The sequence below is a fragment of the Streptomyces sp. CG4 genome, from assembly GCF_041080655.1.
Lineage (GTDB): Bacteria > Actinomycetota > Actinomycetes > Streptomycetales > Streptomycetaceae > Streptomyces.
Map to the genome: position 1 here is coordinate 226,859 of NZ_CP163525.1, position 20,668 is coordinate 247,526.

Genomic DNA, 20,668 nt, shown 5'->3' on the forward strand with positions numbered 1-20,668 from the left:
CGTACGATGATCCCGGCCGCTCGGCGCGGATCCCCGACCACACCGCCCGACCCCGCCACACCCGCCGGTCCACCACCCCCGCTGTCGCGCCGCAGGCGTCGGAGAGCGCATAGTCCGTCGCGGGGGAACCCGCCCAGTGCATGGCGAGACCACTCGGCTCCACGACCTTCACCCACACCCCGAACGGTGCCGTGTCCGTCACCGGCACACGGTTGAAACCATCGACGGGTGAGCTCGCCGCCCCCCGGACACGAGGCGGCAGCCGCCGCCCCGACTCTTGTCCTGACCACCCGCCCACCGGGCCTGGCCCACACTCCCCCGACCACCCGAAGCGGCGGCACAGACGGGCAGCGCGGGAGTCGCCTCCCACACGCAAGCCCCGCACCAGTCACCGCCACGGCCGACCAGGCTTTCAGGACTGAAGGTGCTCCCGGTCCCCCATCACCACGACCGGACGCTGCGCAGGATCCAGCACGCGCAGCAGCGTCTTCATGCCCGACTCCGGCAGCGTGACACAAGCCGACGTCCCGTCACCGTGATCCAGGTGCAGCCAGATCCCGCCACCCCGCTCCTCCCCGTCCGGACGGCTCCAGTCGAACGGCGCGACACCCTTCGCCCGGTTGTAGTCGATTGCGATCACATAGTCGAAATCATGATCATGAGCCTCCTCCGGGATCTGCATCGAGGCAAAAGCGTTGTCGTCCTGCCAATACCTCAACCGGCTGCCCGGATCCTTGAGCGAGCCCCCCGCATCGGTGAGGGTGAACACACCCACCGGACTGCGCTCGTCGTTCATGTGATGGTCCGTCGTCCATCCCAACCGGCCGTTGTGTCCCGGCCAGCTCGTCGTCCGTTCCCACGCCGAACCCCGTTTCTGATACAGCACCACCACGCTCTCAGCCGAATCCCGGCCCTCCCCATAGACGACCACCACCTGCTCACTACTCGCCGGAACCCGCCCCCACCACCGCTCCCCCACACCGGGAACGTGTGCCTCCACAACAGGCCGACCAGGCGAAGCCGTCACCGCACCTGGCGCACCACCAGGAACCCTCCGCACCACCTCGGCCCCGTGATCACACCCCGTCGCCGCGCCCCACAGCACACCACAAGCAAGCGCTGCACTGGTCACACGACCCACACCACTACGCCCCACCCGCCGACCACAGGACAAAGCCACCGAGAAACTCCGCATGACCACGATCCTGCGACCCCACCCGCACCCCTGCATCCGGACAAGGCAACCGGCCCAACCCACACCGGACACCCCCGCGCTGGTCGGCTCCGCCACTGACGTGCCGGTCTGCGGGTTCCGCCCCCGGCACCAGGCGCATCGGCTCGGACACCGACGCGCTCCGCTGCTCGAAGCTCCACCCGGACACCGTCGAAGGCCAGTTGCTGCAGATGCACCCTCGGATGTCTCAGGTTCACACCCGGACGTCGGTGCCCTTCACTGATCGCAACAAGACAGCAGCTCGACCTCACGGGGGCGCACATGCACAACAGGAAACGCATCCTCGCAGCCGGCCTGGCCACCGCGGTCTCCGCCGCGGCCCTCACGCTCGCCGGTGCAGCGGTCCCGGCGCAGGCCGCCACTCCAGGCACCGTCGACTGCGACGGCTGGGTGCACAACAACGATTCCGACGTCGGCATCGCAGGCTGCCAGAACAACACCGATCACGCCATCACCTTCCGCGCCGAGATCGTCTGCGGCTGGGCTCCTGACGTGTCCGGCAACTGGGTGACACTGAACCCGGGGCAGTATGGCGAATCCACAGGCTCCTGCGCGTTCTACAGCACCGGCGTCGGCAGCGTCGGCTGGACCATCCAGTAGCACATAGGCGCTCAGGCACGGTCAGCCAACACGCTACACAGCGGCCCGCACGCACGACCCCACCGCCTCGCAGACGCCACGGCCACTGCGGGCGGTGGGGGCACCCGGGGGCGAAGAAGGGGACTCCGGGGGGAAGGAAGAGCGAGCGGCCGGGGATCCGGTGGCCGACCCAAAAGGTGATGTCTTCGGTGTCGACATCTCCGTCGAGATGATCGCCGCCGTGCGGGAGAGCGAGCAGCGTGACCCGCTGGCTGTGCGCTACGACGTCGGTGATGTGGCCGAACTGCCGCCTCTCGACCCGCGCTTCGATGTCGCGGTGGGTGTGCAGTGTCTCAACTACGCCGAGGACATCGCGGCGATGGAGCGGATGTGTCGCAACATCCACCGGAGCCTGGTACCGGGTGGAGAGTTCTTCGTGCTCGCCCACAAGCCCGACTACCCATTCGGCTGTCCGTCCCTGGACAGGTACGGGTTCCGCTGCGAGCCTACCGGCGAGGAGATCGAGACGGGTCCGCGGGCGCGGGTCACCGCTCTCCTCGATCCGCAGCCGATCAGCATTGTCACCACGGCCCCACGTCGCGAGGTCTACGAGGAGTGTCTGCGGGCCACCGGGTTCAGTGCGGTGGAGTGGGTGCCACTGTGGGAGTCGGAAGCCGGCATCCGTGAGTTCGGCGAGGACTTCTGGGCGGACCTCCTCGACAAGCCGCCGCTGGAGATTCTGCGCTGCCGCGCCTGACCGGACACTGACCGGACCTCGAATACGTTTCCGCCCCGCGGAAGACCTCGCGAAGGCAAGGCGGTACGTCGACGCACTGGACGGACTGGTCCGGGTGAGCGCCAGTGGGGCGCGACGCTCCGGCGTTCAGGATCCCGGCGGCCGCCAGGGCGAACGTCCCGTGCAGAGCGATGCCGCGGCTGCCCCAGTCGTACGCGTCACGCAGCCGCTCGACCAGCTCCGCGTCCAGAGGCTGGGGTCTTTCACCCCGGCGACGATCAATGAGTCGGCCGTGTCCAGCCTATCCAGCGGCTCAACTGGGGGAATTGGGCCGTGGTCGCCGAGGACCAGCCGGTGAAGCGAACCTGCCCACGTGGGTGGCTAGAGACCCTTGCCGTAGCAGATCTCCACGTATGGACCCGTGCAGTATGCCGGGATCTCGCGGTAGCCGTGGCGGACGTACAGTGAGCGGGCCTCGACCAGGTCGAGGCGGGTGTTGAGGATCATCCGGGAGGCGCCGAGCAGGCGGGCCTCGCTCTCCAGCAGCTCCAGCAGGAGACCGGCACCGTTCTTGCCGCGGTAGGCGGGGCGCAGGTAGACGCGGGTGAGCTCGGCGCGCCCGGAGTCCAGCATCAGCAGTCCGCCGCAGGCGGCGGCCTCGCCGTTGAAACGGCCCACGACGAACTGGCCCGTGGGCGGGGTGAGCAGTTCCGCGCCGTCGCCGGCCAGGCCCTGGTCGATCTCCTCGGAGGTCGCGGGCCGCTTCCAGTAGCGGCTGGCGACCTCGTCGTAGTAGTCCCGGCGCAGGCTGGTCGCGTCCGCTGTGTCGAAGGCTTCGGGAGTCAGATGCCAGGAGGTCATGAGAGTTCTATAGCTGGGGTGGGCGGCCGTCACCAAGCGCTTTTAGGAGGCAGGCGCTCGTCGTACGACTCACCCGGAACGGACACGAGATCCGAGGTCCGTGCGGAGGGTCATTCCTGGTCGCGCAGGCCCCACGGGGAGCCGTACTCGTCGAGCAGGTCCAGGAAGGGACGCGGAGGCAGGGCTTCCGGACCGAGAATGCCCTTGCCCGCCCAGGCTCCCGTGGCCAGCAGTTCCAGGGCGACAACCGGGTTGACCGCCGTCTGCCACACGACGGCCTGTGAGCCGTACTCGCGCATCGACCACTGGTTGTCGACCACGTGGTACAGGTACACCTCGCGCGGTGCCCCGTCCTTGGTGCCCTTCACCCACGTGCCCGCGCAGGTCTTGCCCGTCATCCGGTCCCCCAGGCCGGCCGGGTCGGGCAGGCAAGCGGCGACGACGTCGCGCGGGGACACCCGTACGGGACCGTCCGCCCCCGGCACGGTCACCGTGGCCGTGGAGTCCAGGCCCAGTTCGTGGAGTGTCTTCAGCTTGGCGATGAAGTCGTCACCCAACCCGTACTTGAACGTGACGCGACGCACATCCACCCAGCGGGGGATCAGGAGCACCTCTTCGTGCTCGACGTTGACGCACTCCACCGGCCCTATGCCCGCGGGAAAGTCGAAGACCTCGGGCTCACTGAACGGGACGGTGGTGAACCAGCCGCGGCCCTTGTCGTAGACCACCGGGGGGTTGAGGCACTCCTCGATGGTCGTCCAGATACTGAAGGACGGGGCGAAGTCGTGTCCCTCGACCCTCAGGTTGGCGCCGTCCCGGATGCCGATCTCCTCGATGTCGTCGAAGAGTTCGTCGGCCGCGTACCGGGCGAAGACGTCGGACAGACCCGGCTCGACTCCCATGCCGACCAACGCGAGCCGTCCGGATTCCTCCCAGTGCCTGGCGAGCGCGAACTGTTCGTCCCCGAGCTTCACTCCGCATTCCTCGTACGGCCGCGAGCGGTGCGGCACGGACAGCGACATCGCCATGTCCAGGTAGTGCGCGCCGGCCTCCAGGGCCGCCCGGAAGAGCGGCATCACGTACCTGGGGTCGGTGGCGTTGAGCAGGATGTCGCAGCGCTCGTCGAGGAGCATCCGGCGAACCGCGTCCTGGTCGGAGGCGTCCAGGCGCCGTGCCGCGAACCGGGTGCCCCGCTCCCCCAGCGCCGCGACTGCGGCCTCGGCACGGGCGAGATCGTAGTCCGCGACGACCATATGGGCGAGGAAGTCACGGCGAGCCGCGATCCGGGTGACGGCCGTCCCGACACCACCCGAGCCCACGAGAAGTACGCGCATGTCACACACCTTTCCTGCGGGAGGCCGGCGCCTCCGGGCAGGCTCGATGCAACGGGATGGCGGAAGGTAAGGTCAATCCCGTTGGCATAAGGTCGGCCGGGCTGGAGAGCGCAACCGGCGGGCAGCGGTGGAGGAGGCGAGTAACTTGGCGAAGAAGGTGGTGCCGGATGGGGCACGTCAGCGGCGGCGGCCGACGCACACGGGCACCGTCCTGTCCGAACAGATCATCGTGGACACCGCCCTGCGCGTCCTGCGCGAACACGGCAGCACCGGGCTGACGGCCCGCCGTCTCGGACTGGCGCTCGGCGCCGACCCCAGCACCCTCTACCGCTACTTCGCCGGCATGGACGACCTGACCCGGGCCATCGGAGACGAGCTGATGGGGCGAGCCCTCGACAGCTGGACGGCCACCGGGGACTGGCGCACGGATCTACGCGCTCTGGGCCGGGGCGTCTACGCCGCCTACCTCGCCCACCCGCAAGCCGCCCTCCTCACCGGCAGCCGGGTCACCGGCAGACCCCGCGAGATCGCCGTCGACGAGACCATCCTCGGCATCCTGCGCGGCGCCGGACTGCCCGACCCGGCGGCCGTCCGCGTCTACCACACCTTCATCGACCAGAGCCTCGCCTTCGCCGTCCTCGACGCCGGCTCCCTGGCCCTGGCAGACGAGGCACGCGCGGGAGACGAACAGATGTGGCACTCCATCTACGCCCACCTGCCCGCGGAGTCACATCCCAATATCGCCGCCACCGCACAACTCCTCGCCCGGCACATGCCGCACAGTGCCTACCCATCCGCGCTGGAGATGCTCCTGGACCACACCGCCGCACAACTGGCCCGGTCCAGGGCGTGACGACACCTGCACCCCAGGGCACCCAGGTCGGCTGCGGCGAATGCTCTGTGCAGCTCGCGCGCGGGGGCGGGGGCGGGGTCGGTCGAGGCGTCAAGCCCGACGATAGCGCAGGTCAACGGCCTGTGCGGGGTCACCGTCGTGAATCCGGGCCCACCGGACCGGTTCGATGCCGGGGCAGTCGAACAGCCGCACTCCGGAGCCGAGCATGACCGGCGCCAGATGCACAGAGAACTCGTCGATCAGGCCACGCTCGACGCACTGCCGAGCGATGTCCTGGCCGTGAATCTCCAGGTCCTTGCCCTCCGCCGCGGCGAGCCCGATCTCGACCGCCTCGGCCACATCGCAGTTGAGGAACGTCACGCCGGGATCCGGGATCGCGTCCTCGGGATGGTGCGTCAGCACGAACACCGGGCCACTCCACGCCCCACCATACGGCTGCTTGCTCGCCTCGCCGGGATGCCGCTGAGCGACCGCGTCGTACCCTCGACGACCACCCAGAACGGCACCGAGCCGGGCGACCGACACCTCGAGAATGCCGGGGCTGGCCTTCAGCCCTGACATCCAGTCCAGCGAGTGGTCGGGACCAGCCGCGAACCCGTCCAACGACATCATCAAGTGCCACAGCACCTTGCCCATCGGACACTCCATTCGTCTCGCCATTCGTCTCGCCATTCGTCTCGCCATTCGTCTCGCCATTCGTCTCGGTGCAAGGAATGGACCATCTGGCATGTCGAAACTCATCGGTGAGCGCCCTGTCGCGCAGACGGCGGTGGCCGCGAGGGCTCTGGGTCGGCGGATCGGTCGCGGGTTCCGGCGTTGCGGCGGGTCATGCGGTGCCACAGCGGGTCAGTGGTGTCCGAACGCGGCGGTGATGAAGTGCTGCACCGCAGCCGCGTACACATCCGGGCGCAGGACGGCGAGGACGCCGGCCACCGCGGCCATGGTCAGCCACCACAACTCCCCGCGGCCGTGCGGCGGACGGCTCACCGCACCAGCTCCGCGACCTTGGTGGCCCTGCCGAGCAGCCACTCCAGCGGCCCGCGCCGGAAGAAGCGGGACCAGAGTGTGGCGAACACGGTGACGGCGACGGCGAAGCCGACAAGGACGTGCGGCGGGGAGCCGGGCAGTTCCTCGATGCCGAGGAAGCGGATGCCGATGATGTGGAGAACGTACGCGGTCAGGGACATCGAACCGACCGCGATGACCGGGCCGGCGAAGCGGCGGAAGCGCGGGGAGGCGTCGACCGCGGCGAGGCAGGCCGCCAGGACCGCGATCGCCACGCCGGTGCTGGCCAGGATCGAGAGGGTCGTCTCACTGTGCGGCGAGGCCACGAGGAGCCCGGCCGGGGTGCTGCCGTCGGGATAGCCCCAGGTGTCGGACCACCAGGCCGAGGCGGCTGATCCTCCCTCGCCCCAGCCGCCGGCGCTGAGCCCGGACAGGGCGCCGGGGACCAGGTGCAGGGCCAGCCAGGAGCCGCCGTAGCCGAGCACCGCGAGGGATACGCCGGTGATCGCGAGGCGGGTGCGGACGGCGGTAGCGGCCAGGTCGAGGCGGGCCACCGCCATACCGGCGATGACGAAGGGGATCCAGGTCAGAGCCGGATAGCTGCCGGTGAAGAGGAGCGAGACGATGCCGTCGGCGTCGGTGGGCCAGGCCCAGATGCCGTCGGCTCCGTCCGCGGGGAGCGCGTACTGGACGACGTACAGGATCTGCGGCAGTACCAGGGCGCCGGCCGCGGCGATGACGGCCAGCGGGCGGGCGCCGAGCCGGTACAGGGGCAGGACGAGCAGGAAGTAGAGGCCGTAGAAGGCGAGGATCACCTCGACGGGGGTGCCGCTCATGGTCAGCGCGGTGCCCAGCGCCAGCAGGACGAGCGCACGGATCAGCACCTTGGCGACCGCCTGACGGCCCGCCTGGCCCGTCTTCGGGGTACGGCGGCCGGTGATCAGCATGACCGAGAAACCGGCGAGGAAGGCGAAGAGCGCGGAGGCACGGCCGTGCGCGAGTTCCATGAGGTGCCCGGTGACGCCGCCCTGGGACGGGTCGGGGCCGACGTGGGCCGCGTACATACCGAAGACCGCAAGTCCCCGGGCCAGGTCCACGCCTATCAGGCGGCCCACCGGGACTCGTCCGGTCCCGGAAGCCCTGGACGGCTCGCTCTCCGCAGCTCCGGGCGGGGCGCCGACTGGCGCCGTGAGCGCCGGGTCCTCTGCGTTGTGGGTCATGCCCTCCAGGCTGGAGACCGGCCCGAGCCCGCAGTATCCGGCGGGTGTCCGGTCCTACCCCGCCACCCGGCGGGTGGGGTCCTGCCGGGCCGGGGCCCTGGGGGCGGCGTCCCGCGCTACTTGATGAGCGCGTTGGCGACCACGACGATCACGCCCAGCAGCGCGTCCGCACAGCCGACCGCCAGAGCCGAGCGCCAGGTCCGGCCCGAGGCACGGGTGGCGGACAGGCCCCAGGCGAAGAGCAGGGCGATGTTGAATCCGAAGGCCACGTACTCGATGCCCGCGGAGCCCCACCAGCCCCAGCCCGCGCCGAGCAGCATCACCGTCGTGGGCAGGGTGGCCACCACGAGGGGCCACTCGTCGGCCAGCACCCGCAGCGCGCCGAGCGTGCCCGGGCAGGAGGCGTCGCCGCGCCGGGCGATGATGTGCGCGTACCCGTGCGCCAGGGCCGAGGCGACGGCTGTGATCAGCAGCCACCGGGCGTCGTACAGCCGCTCGTCGCGTGCCGTCTCGCCGTACCGCGTGAGCGCGGCGACCATCGAGCTGGCCAGTACGGCCCCGTACACACCTCCGAACAACACGTTCGGCTGTGCCGCGACTCGTCGGAGGGCAGGGCGGATGCGCATGAGAAGCTTCCTCGGAACTGGGAGTGCCGGGCCGGAGCGGCCCGTCTCCCAGGACAGCCGGTGCGATCCCGGCGACACCATCCCGCGCCCTGCCGGAACCACCCCGCCCATGGGTGCCGGACTCCCCCCGTCCGGCTGGAACCCTCCCCCCGACTGGCGGGAACGTCCAGCCGGCCCGGCTCGGACGGTGTGCCCAGATCTACGGTCGGAACGGTGACAATCGACATCAACATCGACAGCGGCGTGCGGCCGGAGCCGTGCGCACAGGGACGGCGAGGCGGGACGTACGTGATCCGGGTCATGGTGGTGGACGACGAGGCGCTGGTGCGCTCCGGCTTCGAGCTCATCCTGAGCGCGGCCGACGACATCGAGGTCGTCGCGACCACAGCCGGTGCGGCGGCGGTCGACACCGTACGGGCGGAAGGTCCCGATGTCGTGCTCCTCGACATCCGGATGCCGGACGTGGACGGGCTGACCGTGCTGCGGCAGCTGCGCGCCCTCCCGGAACCGCCGGTGGTGGCGATGCTGACGACCTTCGACGCCGACGAGTACATCCTGACCGCGCTGCGCTCCGGCGCGGCCGGGTTCCTACTCAAGGACACCGAACCCGACCAACTCGCCCAGCTCGTTCGCACCCTGGCCGCGGGCGGAGTCGTGATGTCACCGAAGGCGTCCCGCGCCGTCTGGCAGAGCCACCCCGGCGCGGCGGTCGTCGACGACGAGGACGCCACGCGCGTCGGCCGACTCACCGAACGCGAGCGCGAGGTGCTCGTACTGATCGCGGAGGGCTTGTCCAACGCCGAGATCGGTACGCGGATCCACCTCAGCGCGGGCACCGTCAAGGATCACGTCAGCGCGATCCTGACCAAGCTGCGGGTAGGCAGCAGAGTGCAGGCGGCGCTGCTCGCGCAGCGCGCGGGACTGCTCGACGAGGGACAGCGGCGCCCGGAGTCCGGGCGATGACCGCGCCCAGGGCATGGTGGGCGCGGATCCCCGATCCGGTCGTCGACGCCGTGGTCGTCGCGGTCGCTGCCCTGGACGTCCTGCTCAGCGTGGAGAAGGCCGGCCCGGTGTCGCTGGCCACGGCCGCGCTCGCCTGCCTCGTGCTCGCCGTGCGCCGACGCTTTCCGCTCCCGGTGTTCCTGCTCACCCTTCCCTCCAGCCTGATGCTGGACATCGTGTTCGCCCCGTTCGCCGCCCTGTTCACACTGGCCGAACGCTCCCGCAACCGCCGCCTGCTCGTCGTGTGCGCCGTCTTGTTCGCCCTGGCCTCGGCCGCCCCCTGGCCGCTGTACGACCTCACCTCGCGCGACCAAACCTGGACCCTGGTCTACTTCTTCTACACGCTCGCCACCGCCGCGGCCCCCGTGCTGCTGGGCCAACTCGTCCAGGCCCGCCGGGATTTGGCCCGCCGACTCGTCGAGATCGAGGAGGCGCGCGAGCACGAGCGCCTCCTGCACTCCCAGGCCGTCCTCGCCCGCGAACGCGCCCAGCTCGCCCGCGAGATGCACGACGTCGTCTCCCACCAGGTCAGCCTGATCGCCGTACAGGCCGGTGCCCTCCAAGTCGCCGCCACCGACCCCCACTTCAAAGAGGGCGCCCGCACCATCCGATCCCTCAGCGTCGACACCCTCGACGAACTACGGCACATGGTGACGTTGCTACGGGCCTCCGGGGGCCGGGCCACCGAGCTCACCCCGCAGCCCACCCTCGCCGACCTGCACAAGCTCGTCACGACCAGTGGCATCGACGCGGAACTGACCGGTGAACTCCCGCCCGAGGTCAGCACCACCGCGCAGCGCGCCGTCTATCGCACCGTCCAGGAAGCCCTCACCAACGTGCGCAAACACGCGCCCGGCGCCTCCGCGACCGTGCGGCTCTGGCGCGCCGACGACGGCGCCGCCTTCGGCGTGACCGTCACGAACACACCACCCACCCGCCCCTCGCTGCCGCTTCCCGGTTCCCACCAGGGCCTGATCGGTCTCAAGGAACGGGCCGAACTGCTGGGCGGCACCTTCGAGTCCGGGCCCACCGCCGACGGCGGCTACGCGGTGAACCTCCGTGTCCCGGCCAGAGCCGACTGAGTCAGGACGCGGTGCCCGGCGCGAGCCAGGTGCGGGCGGCGATGACCAGCGTCTGCATCCCGGTGCTCAGCGTGGGCTCGATGACCGGGGCGAAGGACGGCGAATGACGGGTGGGGAGGGAGTCGATGTTCCCGGCGGCCAGGGCCGGCGCAGTGGTGTCCGCGACGAGTCCGCCCCAGAACCAGAAGACGGTGGGAACACCGGCCGCCTCGCCAAAGACGCCGATGTCCTCGCCGGCGGCGACGAGCGCCATGGGCAGCAGGCGCTGCTCCCCGAAGTGGGCTGTGAACTCGACTCGTCCATGTCACGCCACTCGCTCGCCACGGCCGTAGGCTCCTTCATTCCGCCGCGTCCGGAAGCCCGCACGCCCACGTGTTCTGATCATGGCACCGACCTGAGTGGTGGTTCCAGGGTCGCGGGCGTGGGGCCGTCGGGGCGGACGGTGATGCCGTACGCCACCTTCGTGGGGGTGGAGCGGAAGGCAGGGGTGTGGAGTGGCAGGAGGTGTGCCAGCAGGGCGGATGATTCGCGGAGCGCGAATTGCAGACCGAGGCAGGCACGGGGACCGAGGCCGAAGGGGAAGTAGGCGCCCGGGTGGGCGGGTCGGCCGTCCGGGGCCGTGAAGCGCCGGGGTTCGAACTGCTCGGGTTCTGCCCACAGTTCGGGGTCTCGGTGGGTGAGGTACGGGCAGACCAGGATGTCGGTGCCCGCCTCAATGGCGTAGCCGACGAGGGTGTCGTCCTCGGTGGCGTGGCGGGGCAGGATCCAGGCGGACGGGTAGAGGCGGAGCGTCTCCTGGACCAGGGCCTGGATGGCCTGGCGGCGTTGCGGCGAGCCTTCGGCGCCCGTGGCGAGAGCGGCCTCGCGGGCTGCCGGGTGTCGGTCGAGGAGCAGGTACAGCCAGGTCAGCGTGTTGGCGGTGGTCTCGTGTCCGGCCAGGAGCAGCGTGACCAGCTCGTCGCGGATCAGCCGGTCGGTGTACTCGGGGCGCTCGGTGGCGGCCTCGGTCAGGACGTGTACCAGGCCTGGGCCGTCGGGGCCGGCCGACCCGCCGCGGGCGGCCTCGATGGCGTGCCGGGCCACTGCATCGATCCGGGCGAGATCGGCGGCAACGGCGTCCCGGGCGTCGCCGGCATCGGCGGGCAGAGTCGGAAGGGCGGCTGTCACGGCCCCCACGGCGGCCAGTTCACGCTCGGTCCCGTCGTCGAGGGGGTGCCCGGTGAGAGAGCGCCAGATGGCGTCCAGGGCGAAGCGGCGCATCTCCAGACCGACGTCGAAGGTCTGGCCGGTACGGGCGTATCCGGTCCAGCGCCCGGCGGCGGTCCGGGCGGCCTCGGTGATGCGCTGTTCGTAGCGGCGCATCCCGGTGCCGGTGAACTGGGATTGCAGCAGACGGCGTTGCCGCTTCCAGGCCGTACCGGTGGCGGCGAGGACGCCGTCGCCGATCAGCAGGCGGGCGCGGTGGGAGCGCTTGACGTACCGCTCCGGGTGCCGGGCGAGTACGTGTTGGACCGCCTGCGGGTCGGTGACGAGAACGGTGCGGGCCGGCCCGAGGCGGAACGCGGCGATGCCACCGAGCCGTTCGCACACCTGGGACAACAGCTCGACCAGCTCGCCACCCCCCGCACGCCACCGCTCCACGAGTGCGGGTTCGGCCTCGGGCACCGTCCGCGTCGTTCCGGGAACATGCCCGAGGGAGCCGGGACCGGCTTCGATGTCCATGTTTCCTCTCCTGGTCAACCACTGGACTAGGGTTGGCGGGGCACTGATGGCACGGACTGTACGGGACCATGCGCGATCGGTGACAGCCTGCCTTTGGTTCGAGCCGGGCCGGCCCTCATTCTTCAGGCGTCACACCGAGGTCGTGACGCATGGCAGTTCTCATAGCCCGGAGGATGTCCCACACCTCGTACTGGGCCTGGGCTGCGGTCTCCATCGTTTCGCCTGGCTCGGGGGCGCCTCGTTCGAGGCGTTTCAGCTGCCCGTAGACCTTGTTCAGGGCTTGGTTGACGACACTCGCTTGCTTGAGTACTTCGTCCGGGGCGATCATCTGTGCTTCGGAGTATCGGTCACGGTGAGCGTTCTTTGCTGCTTCGAGTGCGTCCATGTCCGACTCCTCCACGCCGCGTTCCCTCATGACATGGAGGTGACGGTTGAGTGCCGTGGTGAACTGGCGGGCATCTCGGTTGAGCTCCACATAGCAGGTGCGTCGGAGCGAACGGTTCTCGCGGATCTCCTCATGGCCGCGAACGAGTTCTATCTCCCGGCGCTTCGCGCGTTCGGAGCCGCGCTGCGTGAGTATCGATCCGCCCAGTGTCCCTGCGACACCTGCCACTGCAATGATCACTGAACTGAGATCCACCGACGCGCTCCCTGAACTCTTCGGCCTCGTGCCTGCTGCTCATGGCCCAGGCCGTTAAGTTTGCCGCTTCTCCGTGCGCCGTCGCTTGATGCCCTTTTGTGGTAGGCAGGTCGACTGAAGTCCTCACCGGTTGTGAGAACGTGTCCCACCTCGTGCCTGGTGGCTGGGCGGCTGCTCCTCGAACCGAGCGGTCGCCCAGGGCCGGGACGGGACGGATTTGATGCAACGGCCGGGGAGCCGGTCTTCATGCGCAGGTTCCGAGCTGCCGAGCCGGGAGTCGGTCCACCCAAGTGTCTGCTTGAAGAAGCGAAACGTGTGCTCCAGGTCGAATCTGCGGAGGAAGGACGGCCAACAGCGGTCGACGTCGGCCTCAGTGGCGGGGGTGTCCGACCACCACAGCCAGAGCGGCTTGTTCGCCCCGCCACTGGGCAGTTTCTCCACGGTCAGACGGATGACGGTGCCCACGATGATGGCAGCGGTCCGTCGTGGTCGATCCAGGCCGCGCGCCGGGTCAGCCGCGGGTGGAGCCGGTCCCAGGCCTGCGCGGTTGCCTTCCCGTACAGCGGCTGTCGGTGATCGTGACGGCCTGCTCGGTGCCCCAGGTAGCAGGTGGCGGGGTCGCCGAAACCGAACTCGCCACCGTGCTTGGGCGGTTGGCCGCCCTTCGGGTCGGAGACCCGTAGCGGTGTCGGCCGCCGCATGACGCGGTCGGAGCGGAGCCGGCCGAGGACCTCGACGAGCAGGTCGCCCAGCATGTGAGCGATGCGGGGCGCGTCATATCCAGCGTCCAGCACCTCCACGACTTTCAGGTTGCCCGGCTTCCACTGGCTGGCGGCGACGAGTTGCTCGACGACCTCCCGGAGCTGCACCGTGGTCACTGCGGCGACGTCCGCGCTGGGCTCCAGGCGGACCGCGTCCAGCACCGCCGTCCACGACGTTCGGCCCGTCTCCAGCGGCAACGATCGAGTACGGCCAACCTGGGACCATCTGGTGCTTGCCCTCGCCCCGTTCGAAGGTGTGGCAAAGGGACCGGTCAGGGCGGGTGTTGGGTCCGGCCGCAGCCACGGCGAGACATCCGCGGCCGGCACGATCCGACCGTCCGCCGCCCTCGGATACGGCATCCCTGCCAGTACGCGACGCAGCCGGGCAACGTCGATCCGCCCCCTAGTTCAGGCCGCCGTAGAGGGCCCCCTGCCCGCGACGGTGTTCCGGTGCGAGGGCCGGATCGACGAGCGTTCGTACCGGCCCGTCCGCGCACAGCAGCGCGTCGCACAACTCGAACAGCACGTAGCCCGCGTGGTCACACACGCGTACAACACCGCCCGGAAGCATGACACTTCCACGAGCGCATCCCGCAGGACGCCCTGATGCCCCAAACTCACGACTTCGGCTTTCTGCTGGTTCCTCTGCCTCTGTGACGGAGCACAGGACCAGACGAAGGCCGCCTTCACGTCCGCTGAGCTGCTAAAACGCTGATCAAGTTCGAGTCACGTTCGACGCCGGACCTCAAATGACAAGCTCAACTTGTCTTTTAGCCTCTGAGTCCGTCAGTCCAACAGGGCAGCTGTGAACACCTCGTGGTGAGCCGCCAGCCACCCCTGGATTCGGTCCCAACGCTGCCAACCACCGCGCTCGGACAGCGCCTGGGTGTGGACGTGGTCGCCGTCGGCCACTCGGTCGGCGACGAAGGCCCGGCAGGATGCGGTGGCCTGTTCGATGACGCCGGGCAGTTCAGCGCGGTCCTGCAGGGAGAGGCCGTAGCTGTCGGCGAGGATCCGCAGTCGCGCCGGGGCGTCCAGCCCCGTGGGATAGAAAGCTGCCACGGAGGCGGGATCGAGCATGGGTACCCAGTAGCGGGCGGTCATGGCGATGTCCCACACTGCTCGGCCGGGAGCCGCCAGGTCGAAATCGATCAGTGCTGTGGCACGGCCGTCGCGGAAGACGACGTTTTCCGGGCACACATCGTTGTGGCACAGCATCGTTCCTCCCGCCGGGTCGGCCAGGGATCGGGGCCACTCAGCGCATGCGTCAACCGCGATGGCCGCGCTGGCGTCGTGCAGGCGCCTCAACAGGCTTCCCACCGATCTCAACGCGGTCTCGGTCATCACCCAGCGCGGAAACGGCGGTAGAGCGACGTCGCCGGGGATGAAAGTCAGCTGCTCGCGGCCGTCTGCGGTGAGACGGATCGGCCTCGGAGCCGCGTCGTACCCGTGCTCTTCGAGCGCGAGGAGATGGGCATGGAGGGCGCGCGCGGTGCGCGGCGCGGGGCGTTCCACCAGGGCACCGTGGCGGAAGACCGCGCCCGAGTTCATCATGCCGCCGACCAGGGCTTCGCCCTCCGCCGTCCTGCCCTGAGCCGTCATGTCGATCACGTTACCGTCGGGCCGGCCGTGTGCAGGGACGGTCCCGATGACTATGGCGGCTTTCAGCGGGCTCTGGCACAGATCTTGTCGAGCGGTCGCGAAGGGGTACCGCGGTGTTCGATCGCATTGGGCCGCTCTCTGGCGGTGGCTGGTTCGATGAGCACTGGAGTTGCCGGGCCTCCGCTCGGCGCCGCAGCCACCCGACCTTCCAGGTCGACGACGTCGGATTCCGCGTCGCGCGTTCCCTCGTGTGACGACCGGTTCAAGCAGACCCGTCCTCGGACGCAATGTCGGCCGATCAAACTGCCTGGGAACTCGATCATCTGAGACTTCGAGCGAATCGGACCCGTTCACTTGAGACACGCCCCGATCGACAGCACCGGGACAGTAACCCTCCGCGACCGCTCTACAAAATCTGTGCCAGAGCCCGCTGGAAGCCGCCCCCGCCAGACCCGACATGCGCTTCGAACTAGGTCGCTCACCTGGGGATTCGCCAGACACTGAAGCGGCCTTCGTCTGATCATGTGCTCCGACCAAGGACGCACGTGACCACAGCTAAGGCCGTGAGGGTGACTTTGCTGCCTGATCATGTTCCGAGGGAGGCGTTCGCGACAGCGTCACGCTTCCGGGAGCACGGCGCGATGTACGACGCGCTGAACTGCCGGAGCATGGACGTGCCCCGACTACGGCAGGTGCTGGCGGGCCTGCCGATGCCGCAAGCCGCCGACGGCCGATGGGTCCTCGCCGTCGACGTCAGCAACTGGCTCCGCCCCGACGCCCCCACCAGCGCGGAACGCCTGTTCTGCCACGTCTACGGCCGCAGCGGACGCTCCTCGGACCAGTTCGTGCCCGGCTGGCCGTACTCGTTCGTCGCGGCCCTGGAGTCGGGCCGGAGGTCCTGGTGTCAGCTCCTGGACGCCATGCGTCCCGGGCCGGACGACGACGTCGCCGAGGTCACCGCCGCCCAGGTCCGTCGTGTGGTCACGGACCTGATCGAGATGGGCCGCTGGCACTTCGGCGACCGCGACATCCTGATCGTCTTCGACGCCGGCTACGAGGCCCCACGCATGGCCCACCTCCTCGACGGCCTCCCGATCGAGGTGCTGGGACGGATGTGCTCCGACCGCGTCATGCGACGGCCGACGCCTTCGTTCAAGGAGTACGTCCTGTTCCATCCCCAGGGGCGCCGACCGGTACGGCACCGTCCACGCGATGGCCTGGAACCGCATCCACCCGAGGCTGACCACCCGTTCCGCGCGGATTGACCACACAGGCGAACTCTCCATCATCGAGGGCATGTTGATCCGCTCCGGTGAACGCCGACGGCCAGGGTCTTGAGGGCGCGGATACAAGGCACTTTCGCCGGCCGGATCACTGGTGGCACACACGCGGGCCTCGACCGGCCGTGGCCCGGACACGAATGTCGTGGTGGTCGCCGGCGGCCACCAGCGACCAGCGCCACAGCGTCTCGCGCCCCGGCGATCCGGCGATCCGTACTACCGCTTGGCGTTCACGGCCGACGGCTCGACGCTGATTTGCGGCGGTCCTCTCACCGATCCCGGGGGACGCCACCCTGTGGTTCATCGGAGACGAGCCGGGGCATTGCCCGTTCTTCCGCCGCGACGCGGACGGCACGATCCCCCGTCTGACCGCCTCCGGTGCCTACGCCCGCTATGGTTCGGTCGGATAGCCGCACGCCCGATCAACAGCCCGTCTTCCTCAAGGCCCCGGTGGCCTCGAATCGCTGCCCGACACCCTGACCGAGGTGTACGCCCGGGCGGACGACGGCTTCCCGCTGCGCGGCTGGCTCGCTCTGCCAGAGGGCGCATCAGCGGAGCGCCCGACGCCCCTGATCGTCGTCCCTCACGGTGCACCCGCAGATGCCCTGGAGCGCCTGGACCTGGTCGCGGAACCGCCGGCCGTTCGCGGCTGGCGGCTACGCGGTGCTGCTACCGGACCCGGCTGCCCACCGGCTACGGGCAACGGGCAACAGATGCAGGAGCGCGGCCAGGACGGTACGGCGGTCGGCCCTGCCGTGACGTCATCGCGCCGACGGACGCGGCGCTCGCCCGGACCGACCTCGACGCGACGCGGACGGCCCTCGCCAGCTGATCCTACGCCGGCTGTCCGGCCAACCGGCCCCCGGCCCGCTTACCCGCACCGATCGCTACAGTGCGATCGTCTCGGCCGCCGGGATATGGAGCCTGGAGGCGGCGTTGCAGATCGACACGGACATGCACGCGTTCTTCCGCAAGATCTTCGGCGCCCCGCGGACGCAGCGCGAACGGTACGAGGCCAACTCGCCCCATTTCGAAGGGGAGAGGATGACGACGCCGATGCTGATCGTGCACGGCCGCACGGGCCATCGCGACCCGATGGGTCAGGCGCTGAGCCTGCACGGCGATCTGCAACGGCTCGGTGTGCCCGTCAGGTGCCCGCACTTCGCGGACCCTTGGTCCCGACGTCCGTTGGCCCGGGCAGCGGTACGGTGTGCCGCAGACCATCATCGGGCCAGTGGCCTATGACCAACCAGGGAAGTTCCATGCGACACCACAGACCGCACCACCGCCGCAGACTCATAGCCAGAGCGGTGGGTACCGCAGGTGCGTTGGCCGTCGCGGTAAGTGCCGGAATTACACCGGCGACAGCTGCTGAGCAGGCACCCCACCATCCCGAGGCCACCGCGTCCGTACCCGACCAGGCCGCGCCCTGGGCGCCCGAGAACGACAGCACGCCACCGCAGAAGACCGTCCGTCCGGCCCTCACGCCCGACCTCCGGCGCGGTTCCGCTCTCCGGCTCACACTCCCCGCGCCGAGCGGCCCCTACAAGGTCGGCACGTTCAGTCAGCACCTCGTCGACAAGTCCCGGAAAGACCCGTAGGTGTCCGGCAACACGGCACGTGAACTGATGGTGACGTACTGGTATCCGGCCTCCTCCACGTCGGGGCGCGCTCAGGCGGCCTGGATGCCGTCGGTCTCGGGTGATCACTTCCTCTACTCCCGCGGCCTGTCGCCGCGGCAGGTCACGCTCCCGCAGACCGCCGGCCACCTCCTCGCCCCGGTCGACACGAAGCTCGGCAAGCTGCCCGTTCTGCTGTACTCGACCGGGCTGCACTCCGACCGTGCGATGGGCACCGCGCTCGTCCAGGATCTCGCCAGCCGTGGCTACCTCGTCGTTTCCGTCGACCACACCCACGACGCCAACGAGGTGCAGTTCCCCGGCAACCGGCTCGAGGTCAACAAGATGCCGGCCGGCGCGCATTCCTCCGACACGCTCAACGTGCGCGCCGCCGACATCCGCTTCGTCATCAACCAGCTCGGCACCGTCGCCAAGGGCGGCAACCCGGACGCCGACCGCGCCACACTTCCCTCCGGGCTGTCGAAGGCAGTGGACACGTCCCGGATCGGGATGTTCGGCTGGTCACTTGGCGGCGCGGCGGCCGACACCGCCATGCAGCTCGACCACCGGATCGCCGCCGGCGCCAACCTGGACGGCCAGTTCTTCGGCTCGGCGCCGAGCAAGGACCTCAGCCGGCCGTTCATGTTGTTCAGTTCCGGCTCCCACAACCGGAACAACGACTCGTCGTGGCGCAAGCTGTGGCCCCATCTCAAGGGTTACCGGGTCGACATCCAGCTCCACGGCTCGAAGCACCAGTCGTTCAGCGACAACGAGGTGATGGTGCCGCAGGAGGCGGGCCTGCTCGGGCTCTCCCGTGCCCAGTTGCAGCAGCGGTTCGGCACGATCGACCCCGACCGGGCGATCAAGATCCAGCGCGTCTACCTCGCCGCCTTCTTCGACCAGCAGCTGCGCCGCAAGCACAGCACCCTGCTGGACGGCCCCGCCAAGAGTTACCCGGAGATCTCCTTCGTCCGCTGACCGGACGTCCGAAGGACGAACCCCGGAGGTGCGGCACCTGGGGCCTGTCCTTCGGGCCAGGAAATGATGCCGTCGCCTCCTGTGCGCCGGCCGCTCTGCCGCCGACGGCCCCACCATGCACCATCTGCCAGGCCGCGTACCGCTGGACGTCATCGACCATGCCCGCGGCTTCCGGGCCGCCCGCCGTCCGCACCCCCGCCGCACCGTCTGGCCACTGATCCGAGGACCGTCCCCATGGCCACCATCCCCACCGCCCGGCCCACCGGCTCCCACGGCCGCCGCCGGGCTTCGCATCGCTGGCGGCCATCCGGAAGCTCCGTTGCGTTGGGAGCGCCCGGCGCTCGCCGCGGTACTGGTCGTCGCCACATTGCTGTACGGCTGGGGCATCGGGCACGCCGCGATCCACCCCTACTACAGCGCGGCGATACGGTCGATGGCCACCAGCCGGCGCGCCTTCCTCTTCGGCGGTCTCGACCCCAGCGGTTCCATCACCATCGACAAGCTGCCCGGCGCCTTCTGGCCCGATGCCGTCAACGTCTGGCTCTTCGGCCCGTACACGTGGGCGGCCTCGCTGCCGCAGGTCGTCGAGGGCGTGCTCACCGTATGGTTGCTCCACCGGATCGTACGGGCCTGGGCCGGGCCGTTCGCCGCACTCATCGCCGCGCTGGCGCTCACCTTCACGCCGGACGCTGTGGTGCTCAACCGCGCCACCATCCCGGACACCACACTCACTCTGCTGCTGGTGGCAGCTGCCGGCGCCCTGCAGAAGGCGGTACGGACCGAGCGGCTGCTGCCGCTGATCACCTGCGGGATCTGGGTCGGGCTCGCCTTCCAGACGAAGATGCTGCAGGCGTGGCTGGTGCTCCCGGTGTTCGCCGGCATGTACCAACTCGCCGCGCCCGGCACCCCGTTGAAACGAGCGCTGCGCCTCCTGACGGGCGGCGTGGTCGCGCTGGCCGTCTCGTGCTCGTGGGTGCTGCTCGCCTGGCTGACGCCCGCCGCGGACCGCCCGTACCTCGACGGCACCTCCAACAACAATCCGTTCAGTCTCGTCTTCGGCTACAACGGCATGAGCCGCTTCAGCGGCGATCCCACCTCCTTCGGTGCCGTTGCGGGCACCACCGCCAGCCGGACCAGCGGAAACACCGGCTGGGGCATGCTGGTCAACCACACCGTCGGCCCGCAGATCGCCTGGTTCCTGCCGCTCGCCGTGCTCGCCGCCGTGCTGGGCCTCGTCTGGCACGCCCGAGCACCGCGAACCGACCTGCTGCGTGCCGGATTTCTCCTCTGGGGTGGCTGGCTGACCGTACACGGCGTGGTGTTCAGCGTCTCCAACGGCAACCACGCCTACTACACCGCCGTCATCGCCCCGGCGCTCGCCGCGCTCACCGGCGGCGGGCTCGCACTCTTCCGGTCCGAGTACGAGGCCGGCAGCCGGCGGCGCGTAGCACTGCCGTCGGCCATCGTGCAGACGGTGGTCTGGGCGCTGGTGCTCGACTGACAGTCCGGGTTCGTCTCCTGGCTGCTGCCGCTC

General features: G+C 69.7%; 22 protein-coding genes and 2 pseudogenes. 11 read left to right on the forward strand and 13 right to left on the reverse strand.

The window, feature by feature from the left end; translation table 11 throughout:
• Window positions 1-412: 412 nt before the first annotated feature.
• A complete protein-coding gene (locus tag AB5L52_RS01155) occupies window positions 413-1,195 on the reverse strand; it encodes a hypothetical protein (RefSeq protein WP_369362290.1) in 783 nt (260 codons plus the stop codon).
• Between the two features lie 300 nt (window positions 1,196-1,495).
• Here AB5L52_RS01155 and AB5L52_RS01160 point away from each other — a divergent pair, with 300 nt between their 5' ends.
• Both AB5L52_RS01160 and AB5L52_RS01165 read left to right on the forward strand, forming a co-directional pair.
• Window positions 1,496-1,834 carry a hypothetical protein gene (locus AB5L52_RS01160; protein ID WP_351571474.1) on the forward strand — a complete coding sequence of 113 codons (339 nt, stop codon included), beginning with the start codon at window positions 1,496-1,498 and terminating at the stop codon, window positions 1,832-1,834.
• Window positions 1,835-1,994: 160 nt separating this feature from the next.
• Window positions 1,995-2,570 (forward strand): class I SAM-dependent methyltransferase, encoded by a 576-nt coding sequence (locus AB5L52_RS01165; protein WP_351571471.1) that lies wholly within the window; start codon window positions 1,995-1,997, stop codon window positions 2,568-2,570.
• A gap of 360 nt (window positions 2,571-2,930) precedes the next feature.
• On the opposite strand, the gene AB5L52_RS01170 is transcribed toward AB5L52_RS01165, so the two are convergent.
• Window positions 2,931-3,410: a GNAT family N-acetyltransferase gene (locus AB5L52_RS01170; RefSeq protein WP_351571468.1), complete on the reverse strand. Its 480-nt coding sequence runs from the start codon at window positions 3,408-3,410 to the stop codon at window positions 2,931-2,933.
• A gap of 110 nt (window positions 3,411-3,520) precedes the next feature.
• On the reverse strand, window positions 3,521-4,744 hold the full coding sequence (locus AB5L52_RS01175) for a saccharopine dehydrogenase family protein (RefSeq protein ID WP_369362291.1): 1,224 nt from the start codon (window positions 4,742-4,744) through the stop codon (window positions 3,521-3,523).
• A 145-nt stretch (window positions 4,745-4,889) separates the two neighbouring features.
• Here AB5L52_RS01175 and AB5L52_RS01180 point away from each other — a divergent pair, with 145 nt between their 5' ends.
• Window positions 4,890-5,597 carry a TetR/AcrR family transcriptional regulator gene (locus AB5L52_RS01180; protein WP_369362292.1) on the forward strand — a complete coding sequence of 236 codons (708 nt, stop codon included), beginning with the start codon at window positions 4,890-4,892 and terminating at the stop codon, window positions 5,595-5,597.
• 90 nt (window positions 5,598-5,687) lie between these two features.
• On the opposite strand, the gene AB5L52_RS01185 is transcribed toward AB5L52_RS01180, so the two are convergent.
• The 4 genes from AB5L52_RS01185 to AB5L52_RS01200 all read right to left on the reverse strand — a co-directional run bounded on the left by AB5L52_RS01185 (window position 5,688) and on the right by AB5L52_RS01200 (window position 8,448).
• Window positions 5,688-6,233, reverse strand: coding sequence for a dihydrofolate reductase family protein (locus AB5L52_RS01185; protein ID WP_369362293.1), 546 nt, complete (start codon window positions 6,231-6,233; stop codon window positions 5,688-5,690).
• A 210-nt stretch (window positions 6,234-6,443) separates the two neighbouring features.
• Window positions 6,444-6,584: a hypothetical protein gene (locus AB5L52_RS01190; RefSeq protein ID WP_351028516.1), complete on the reverse strand. Its 141-nt coding sequence runs from the start codon at window positions 6,582-6,584 to the stop codon at window positions 6,444-6,446.
• On the reverse strand, window positions 6,581-7,822 hold the full coding sequence (locus AB5L52_RS01195) for a DUF418 domain-containing protein (RefSeq protein ID WP_369362294.1): 1,242 nt from the start codon (window positions 7,820-7,822) through the stop codon (window positions 6,581-6,583). Before AB5L52_RS01195 ends, AB5L52_RS01190 begins: the two co-directional genes overlap by 4 nt.
• A 116-nt stretch (window positions 7,823-7,938) precedes the next feature.
• Complete coding sequence (locus tag AB5L52_RS01200; RefSeq protein WP_351571457.1) at window positions 7,939-8,448, reverse strand: hypothetical protein; 510 nt, start codon at window positions 8,446-8,448, stop codon at window positions 7,939-7,941.
• Between the two features lie 300 nt (window positions 8,449-8,748).
• Between AB5L52_RS01200 and AB5L52_RS01205 the strand changes: the two genes are divergently transcribed.
• A complete protein-coding gene (locus AB5L52_RS01205; protein WP_351028750.1) occupies window positions 8,749-9,411 on the forward strand; it encodes a response regulator transcription factor in 663 nt (220 codons plus the stop codon).
• Entirely contained in the window at window positions 9,408-10,532 is a 1,125-nt protein-coding gene (locus AB5L52_RS01210; protein ID WP_369362295.1) for a sensor histidine kinase, read from the forward strand. The genes AB5L52_RS01205 and AB5L52_RS01210 overlap by 4 nt, the downstream gene beginning before the upstream one ends.
• A gap of 1 nt (window position 10,533) precedes the next feature.
• Here AB5L52_RS01210 and AB5L52_RS01215 read toward each other — a convergent pair whose 3' ends face one another.
• The 6 genes from AB5L52_RS01215 to AB5L52_RS01240 form a co-directional block, all read right to left on the reverse strand.
• Window positions 10,534-10,785, reverse strand: a complete 252-nt coding sequence (locus AB5L52_RS01215) for a hypothetical protein (protein ID WP_369362296.1) — start codon at window positions 10,783-10,785, stop codon at window positions 10,534-10,536.
• A gap of 128 nt (window positions 10,786-10,913) precedes the next feature.
• Window positions 10,914-12,254 (reverse strand): cytochrome P450, encoded by a 1,341-nt coding sequence (locus AB5L52_RS01220; RefSeq protein WP_369362297.1) that lies wholly within the window; start codon window positions 12,252-12,254, stop codon window positions 10,914-10,916.
• Window positions 12,255-12,369: 115 nt separating this feature from the next.
• Window positions 12,370-12,894: a hypothetical protein gene (locus AB5L52_RS01225; RefSeq protein ID WP_351028532.1), complete on the reverse strand. Its 525-nt coding sequence runs from the start codon at window positions 12,892-12,894 to the stop codon at window positions 12,370-12,372.
• Window positions 12,895-13,337: 443 nt separating this feature from the next.
• Entirely contained in the window at window positions 13,338-14,015 is a 678-nt protein-coding gene (locus AB5L52_RS01230) for a transposase (RefSeq protein WP_369362298.1), read from the reverse strand.
• A gap of 43 nt (window positions 14,016-14,058) precedes the next feature.
• On the reverse strand, window positions 14,059-14,202 hold the full coding sequence (locus tag AB5L52_RS01235) for a hypothetical protein (RefSeq protein ID WP_369362299.1): 144 nt from the start codon (window positions 14,200-14,202) through the stop codon (window positions 14,059-14,061).
• A gap of 239 nt (window positions 14,203-14,441) precedes the next feature.
• On the reverse strand, window positions 14,442-15,257 hold the full coding sequence (locus AB5L52_RS01240; RefSeq protein WP_369368779.1) for a phosphotransferase: 816 nt from the start codon (window positions 15,255-15,257) through the stop codon (window positions 14,442-14,444).
• Window positions 15,258-15,391: 134 nt separating this feature from the next.
• On the opposite strand from AB5L52_RS01240, the pseudogene AB5L52_RS01245 reads away from it, so the two are divergent.
• The 6 genes and pseudogenes from AB5L52_RS01245 to AB5L52_RS01270 form a co-directional block, all read left to right on the forward strand.
• Window positions 15,392-15,511, forward strand: a pseudogene (locus AB5L52_RS01245) (formylglycine-generating enzyme family protein); the annotation flags it as partial.
• Window positions 15,512-15,832: 321 nt separating this feature from the next.
• Window positions 15,833-16,565 (forward strand): annotated as a pseudogene (locus AB5L52_RS01250) (transposase); the annotation flags it as partial.
• A gap of 815 nt (window positions 16,566-17,380) precedes the next feature.
• Complete coding sequence (locus AB5L52_RS01255; RefSeq protein WP_369368780.1) at window positions 17,381-17,782, forward strand: alpha/beta hydrolase family protein; 402 nt, start codon at window positions 17,381-17,383, stop codon at window positions 17,780-17,782.
• 17 nt (window positions 17,783-17,799) lie between these two features.
• Window positions 17,800-18,138, forward strand: coding sequence for a hypothetical protein (locus AB5L52_RS01260; RefSeq protein ID WP_369362300.1), 339 nt, complete (start codon window positions 17,800-17,802; stop codon window positions 18,136-18,138).
• Window positions 18,139-19,134: an alpha/beta hydrolase family protein gene (locus AB5L52_RS01265; protein ID WP_369362301.1), complete on the forward strand. Its 996-nt coding sequence runs from the start codon at window positions 18,139-18,141 to the stop codon at window positions 19,132-19,134. It begins immediately after the preceding gene.
• Between the two features lie 319 nt (window positions 19,135-19,453).
• Window positions 19,454-20,635, forward strand: a complete 1,182-nt coding sequence (locus AB5L52_RS01270; protein ID WP_369362302.1) for an ArnT family glycosyltransferase — start codon at window positions 19,454-19,456, stop codon at window positions 20,633-20,635.
• Window positions 20,636-20,668 lie beyond the last annotated feature (33 nt).

Bases quoted from the DNA above. Each gene is read 5' to 3' on its own strand.
- AB5L52_RS01185 (WP_369362293.1), bottom strand. From the start codon at position 6,233: ATGGGCAAGGTGCTGTGGCACTTGATGATGTCGTTGGACGGGTTCGCG.
- AB5L52_RS01210 (WP_369362295.1), top strand. From the start codon at position 9,408: ATGACCGCGCCCAGGGCATGGTGGGCGCGGATCCCCGATCCGGTCGTC.
- AB5L52_RS01200 (WP_351571457.1), bottom strand. From the start codon at position 8,448: ATGCGCATCCGCCCTGCCCTCCGACGAGTCGCGGCACAGCCGAACGTG.
- AB5L52_RS01195 (WP_369362294.1), bottom strand. From the start codon at position 7,822: ATGACCCACAACGCAGAGGACCCGGCGCTCACGGCGCCAGTCGGCGCC.
- AB5L52_RS01240 (WP_369368779.1), bottom strand. From the start codon at position 15,257: ATGACGGCTCAGGGCAGGACGGCGGAGGGCGAAGCCCTGGTCGGCGGC.
- AB5L52_RS01220 (WP_369362297.1), bottom strand. From the start codon at position 12,254: ATGGACATCGAAGCCGGTCCCGGCTCCCTCGGGCATGTTCCCGGAACG.
- AB5L52_RS01260 (WP_369362300.1), top strand. From the start codon at position 17,800: ATGCGACACCACAGACCGCACCACCGCCGCAGACTCATAGCCAGAGCG.
- AB5L52_RS01170 (WP_351571468.1), bottom strand. From the start codon at position 3,410: ATGACCTCCTGGCATCTGACTCCCGAAGCCTTCGACACAGCGGACGCG.
- AB5L52_RS01160 (WP_351571474.1), top strand. From the start codon at position 1,496: ATGCACAACAGGAAACGCATCCTCGCAGCCGGCCTGGCCACCGCGGTC.
- AB5L52_RS01175 (WP_369362291.1), bottom strand. From the start codon at position 4,744: ATGCGCGTACTTCTCGTGGGCTCGGGTGGTGTCGGGACGGCCGTCACC.
- AB5L52_RS01230 (WP_369362298.1), bottom strand. From the start codon at position 14,015: ATGCCGTATCCGAGGGCGGCGGACGGTCGGATCGTGCCGGCCGCGGAT.
- AB5L52_RS01215 (WP_369362296.1), bottom strand. From the start codon at position 10,785: ATGGCGCTCGTCGCCGCCGGCGAGGACATCGGCGTCTTTGGCGAGGCG.
- AB5L52_RS01155 (WP_369362290.1), bottom strand. From the start codon at position 1,195: ATGCGGAGTTTCTCGGTGGCTTTGTCCTGTGGTCGGCGGGTGGGGCGT.
- AB5L52_RS01205 (WP_351028750.1), top strand. From the start codon at position 8,749: ATGGTGGTGGACGACGAGGCGCTGGTGCGCTCCGGCTTCGAGCTCATC.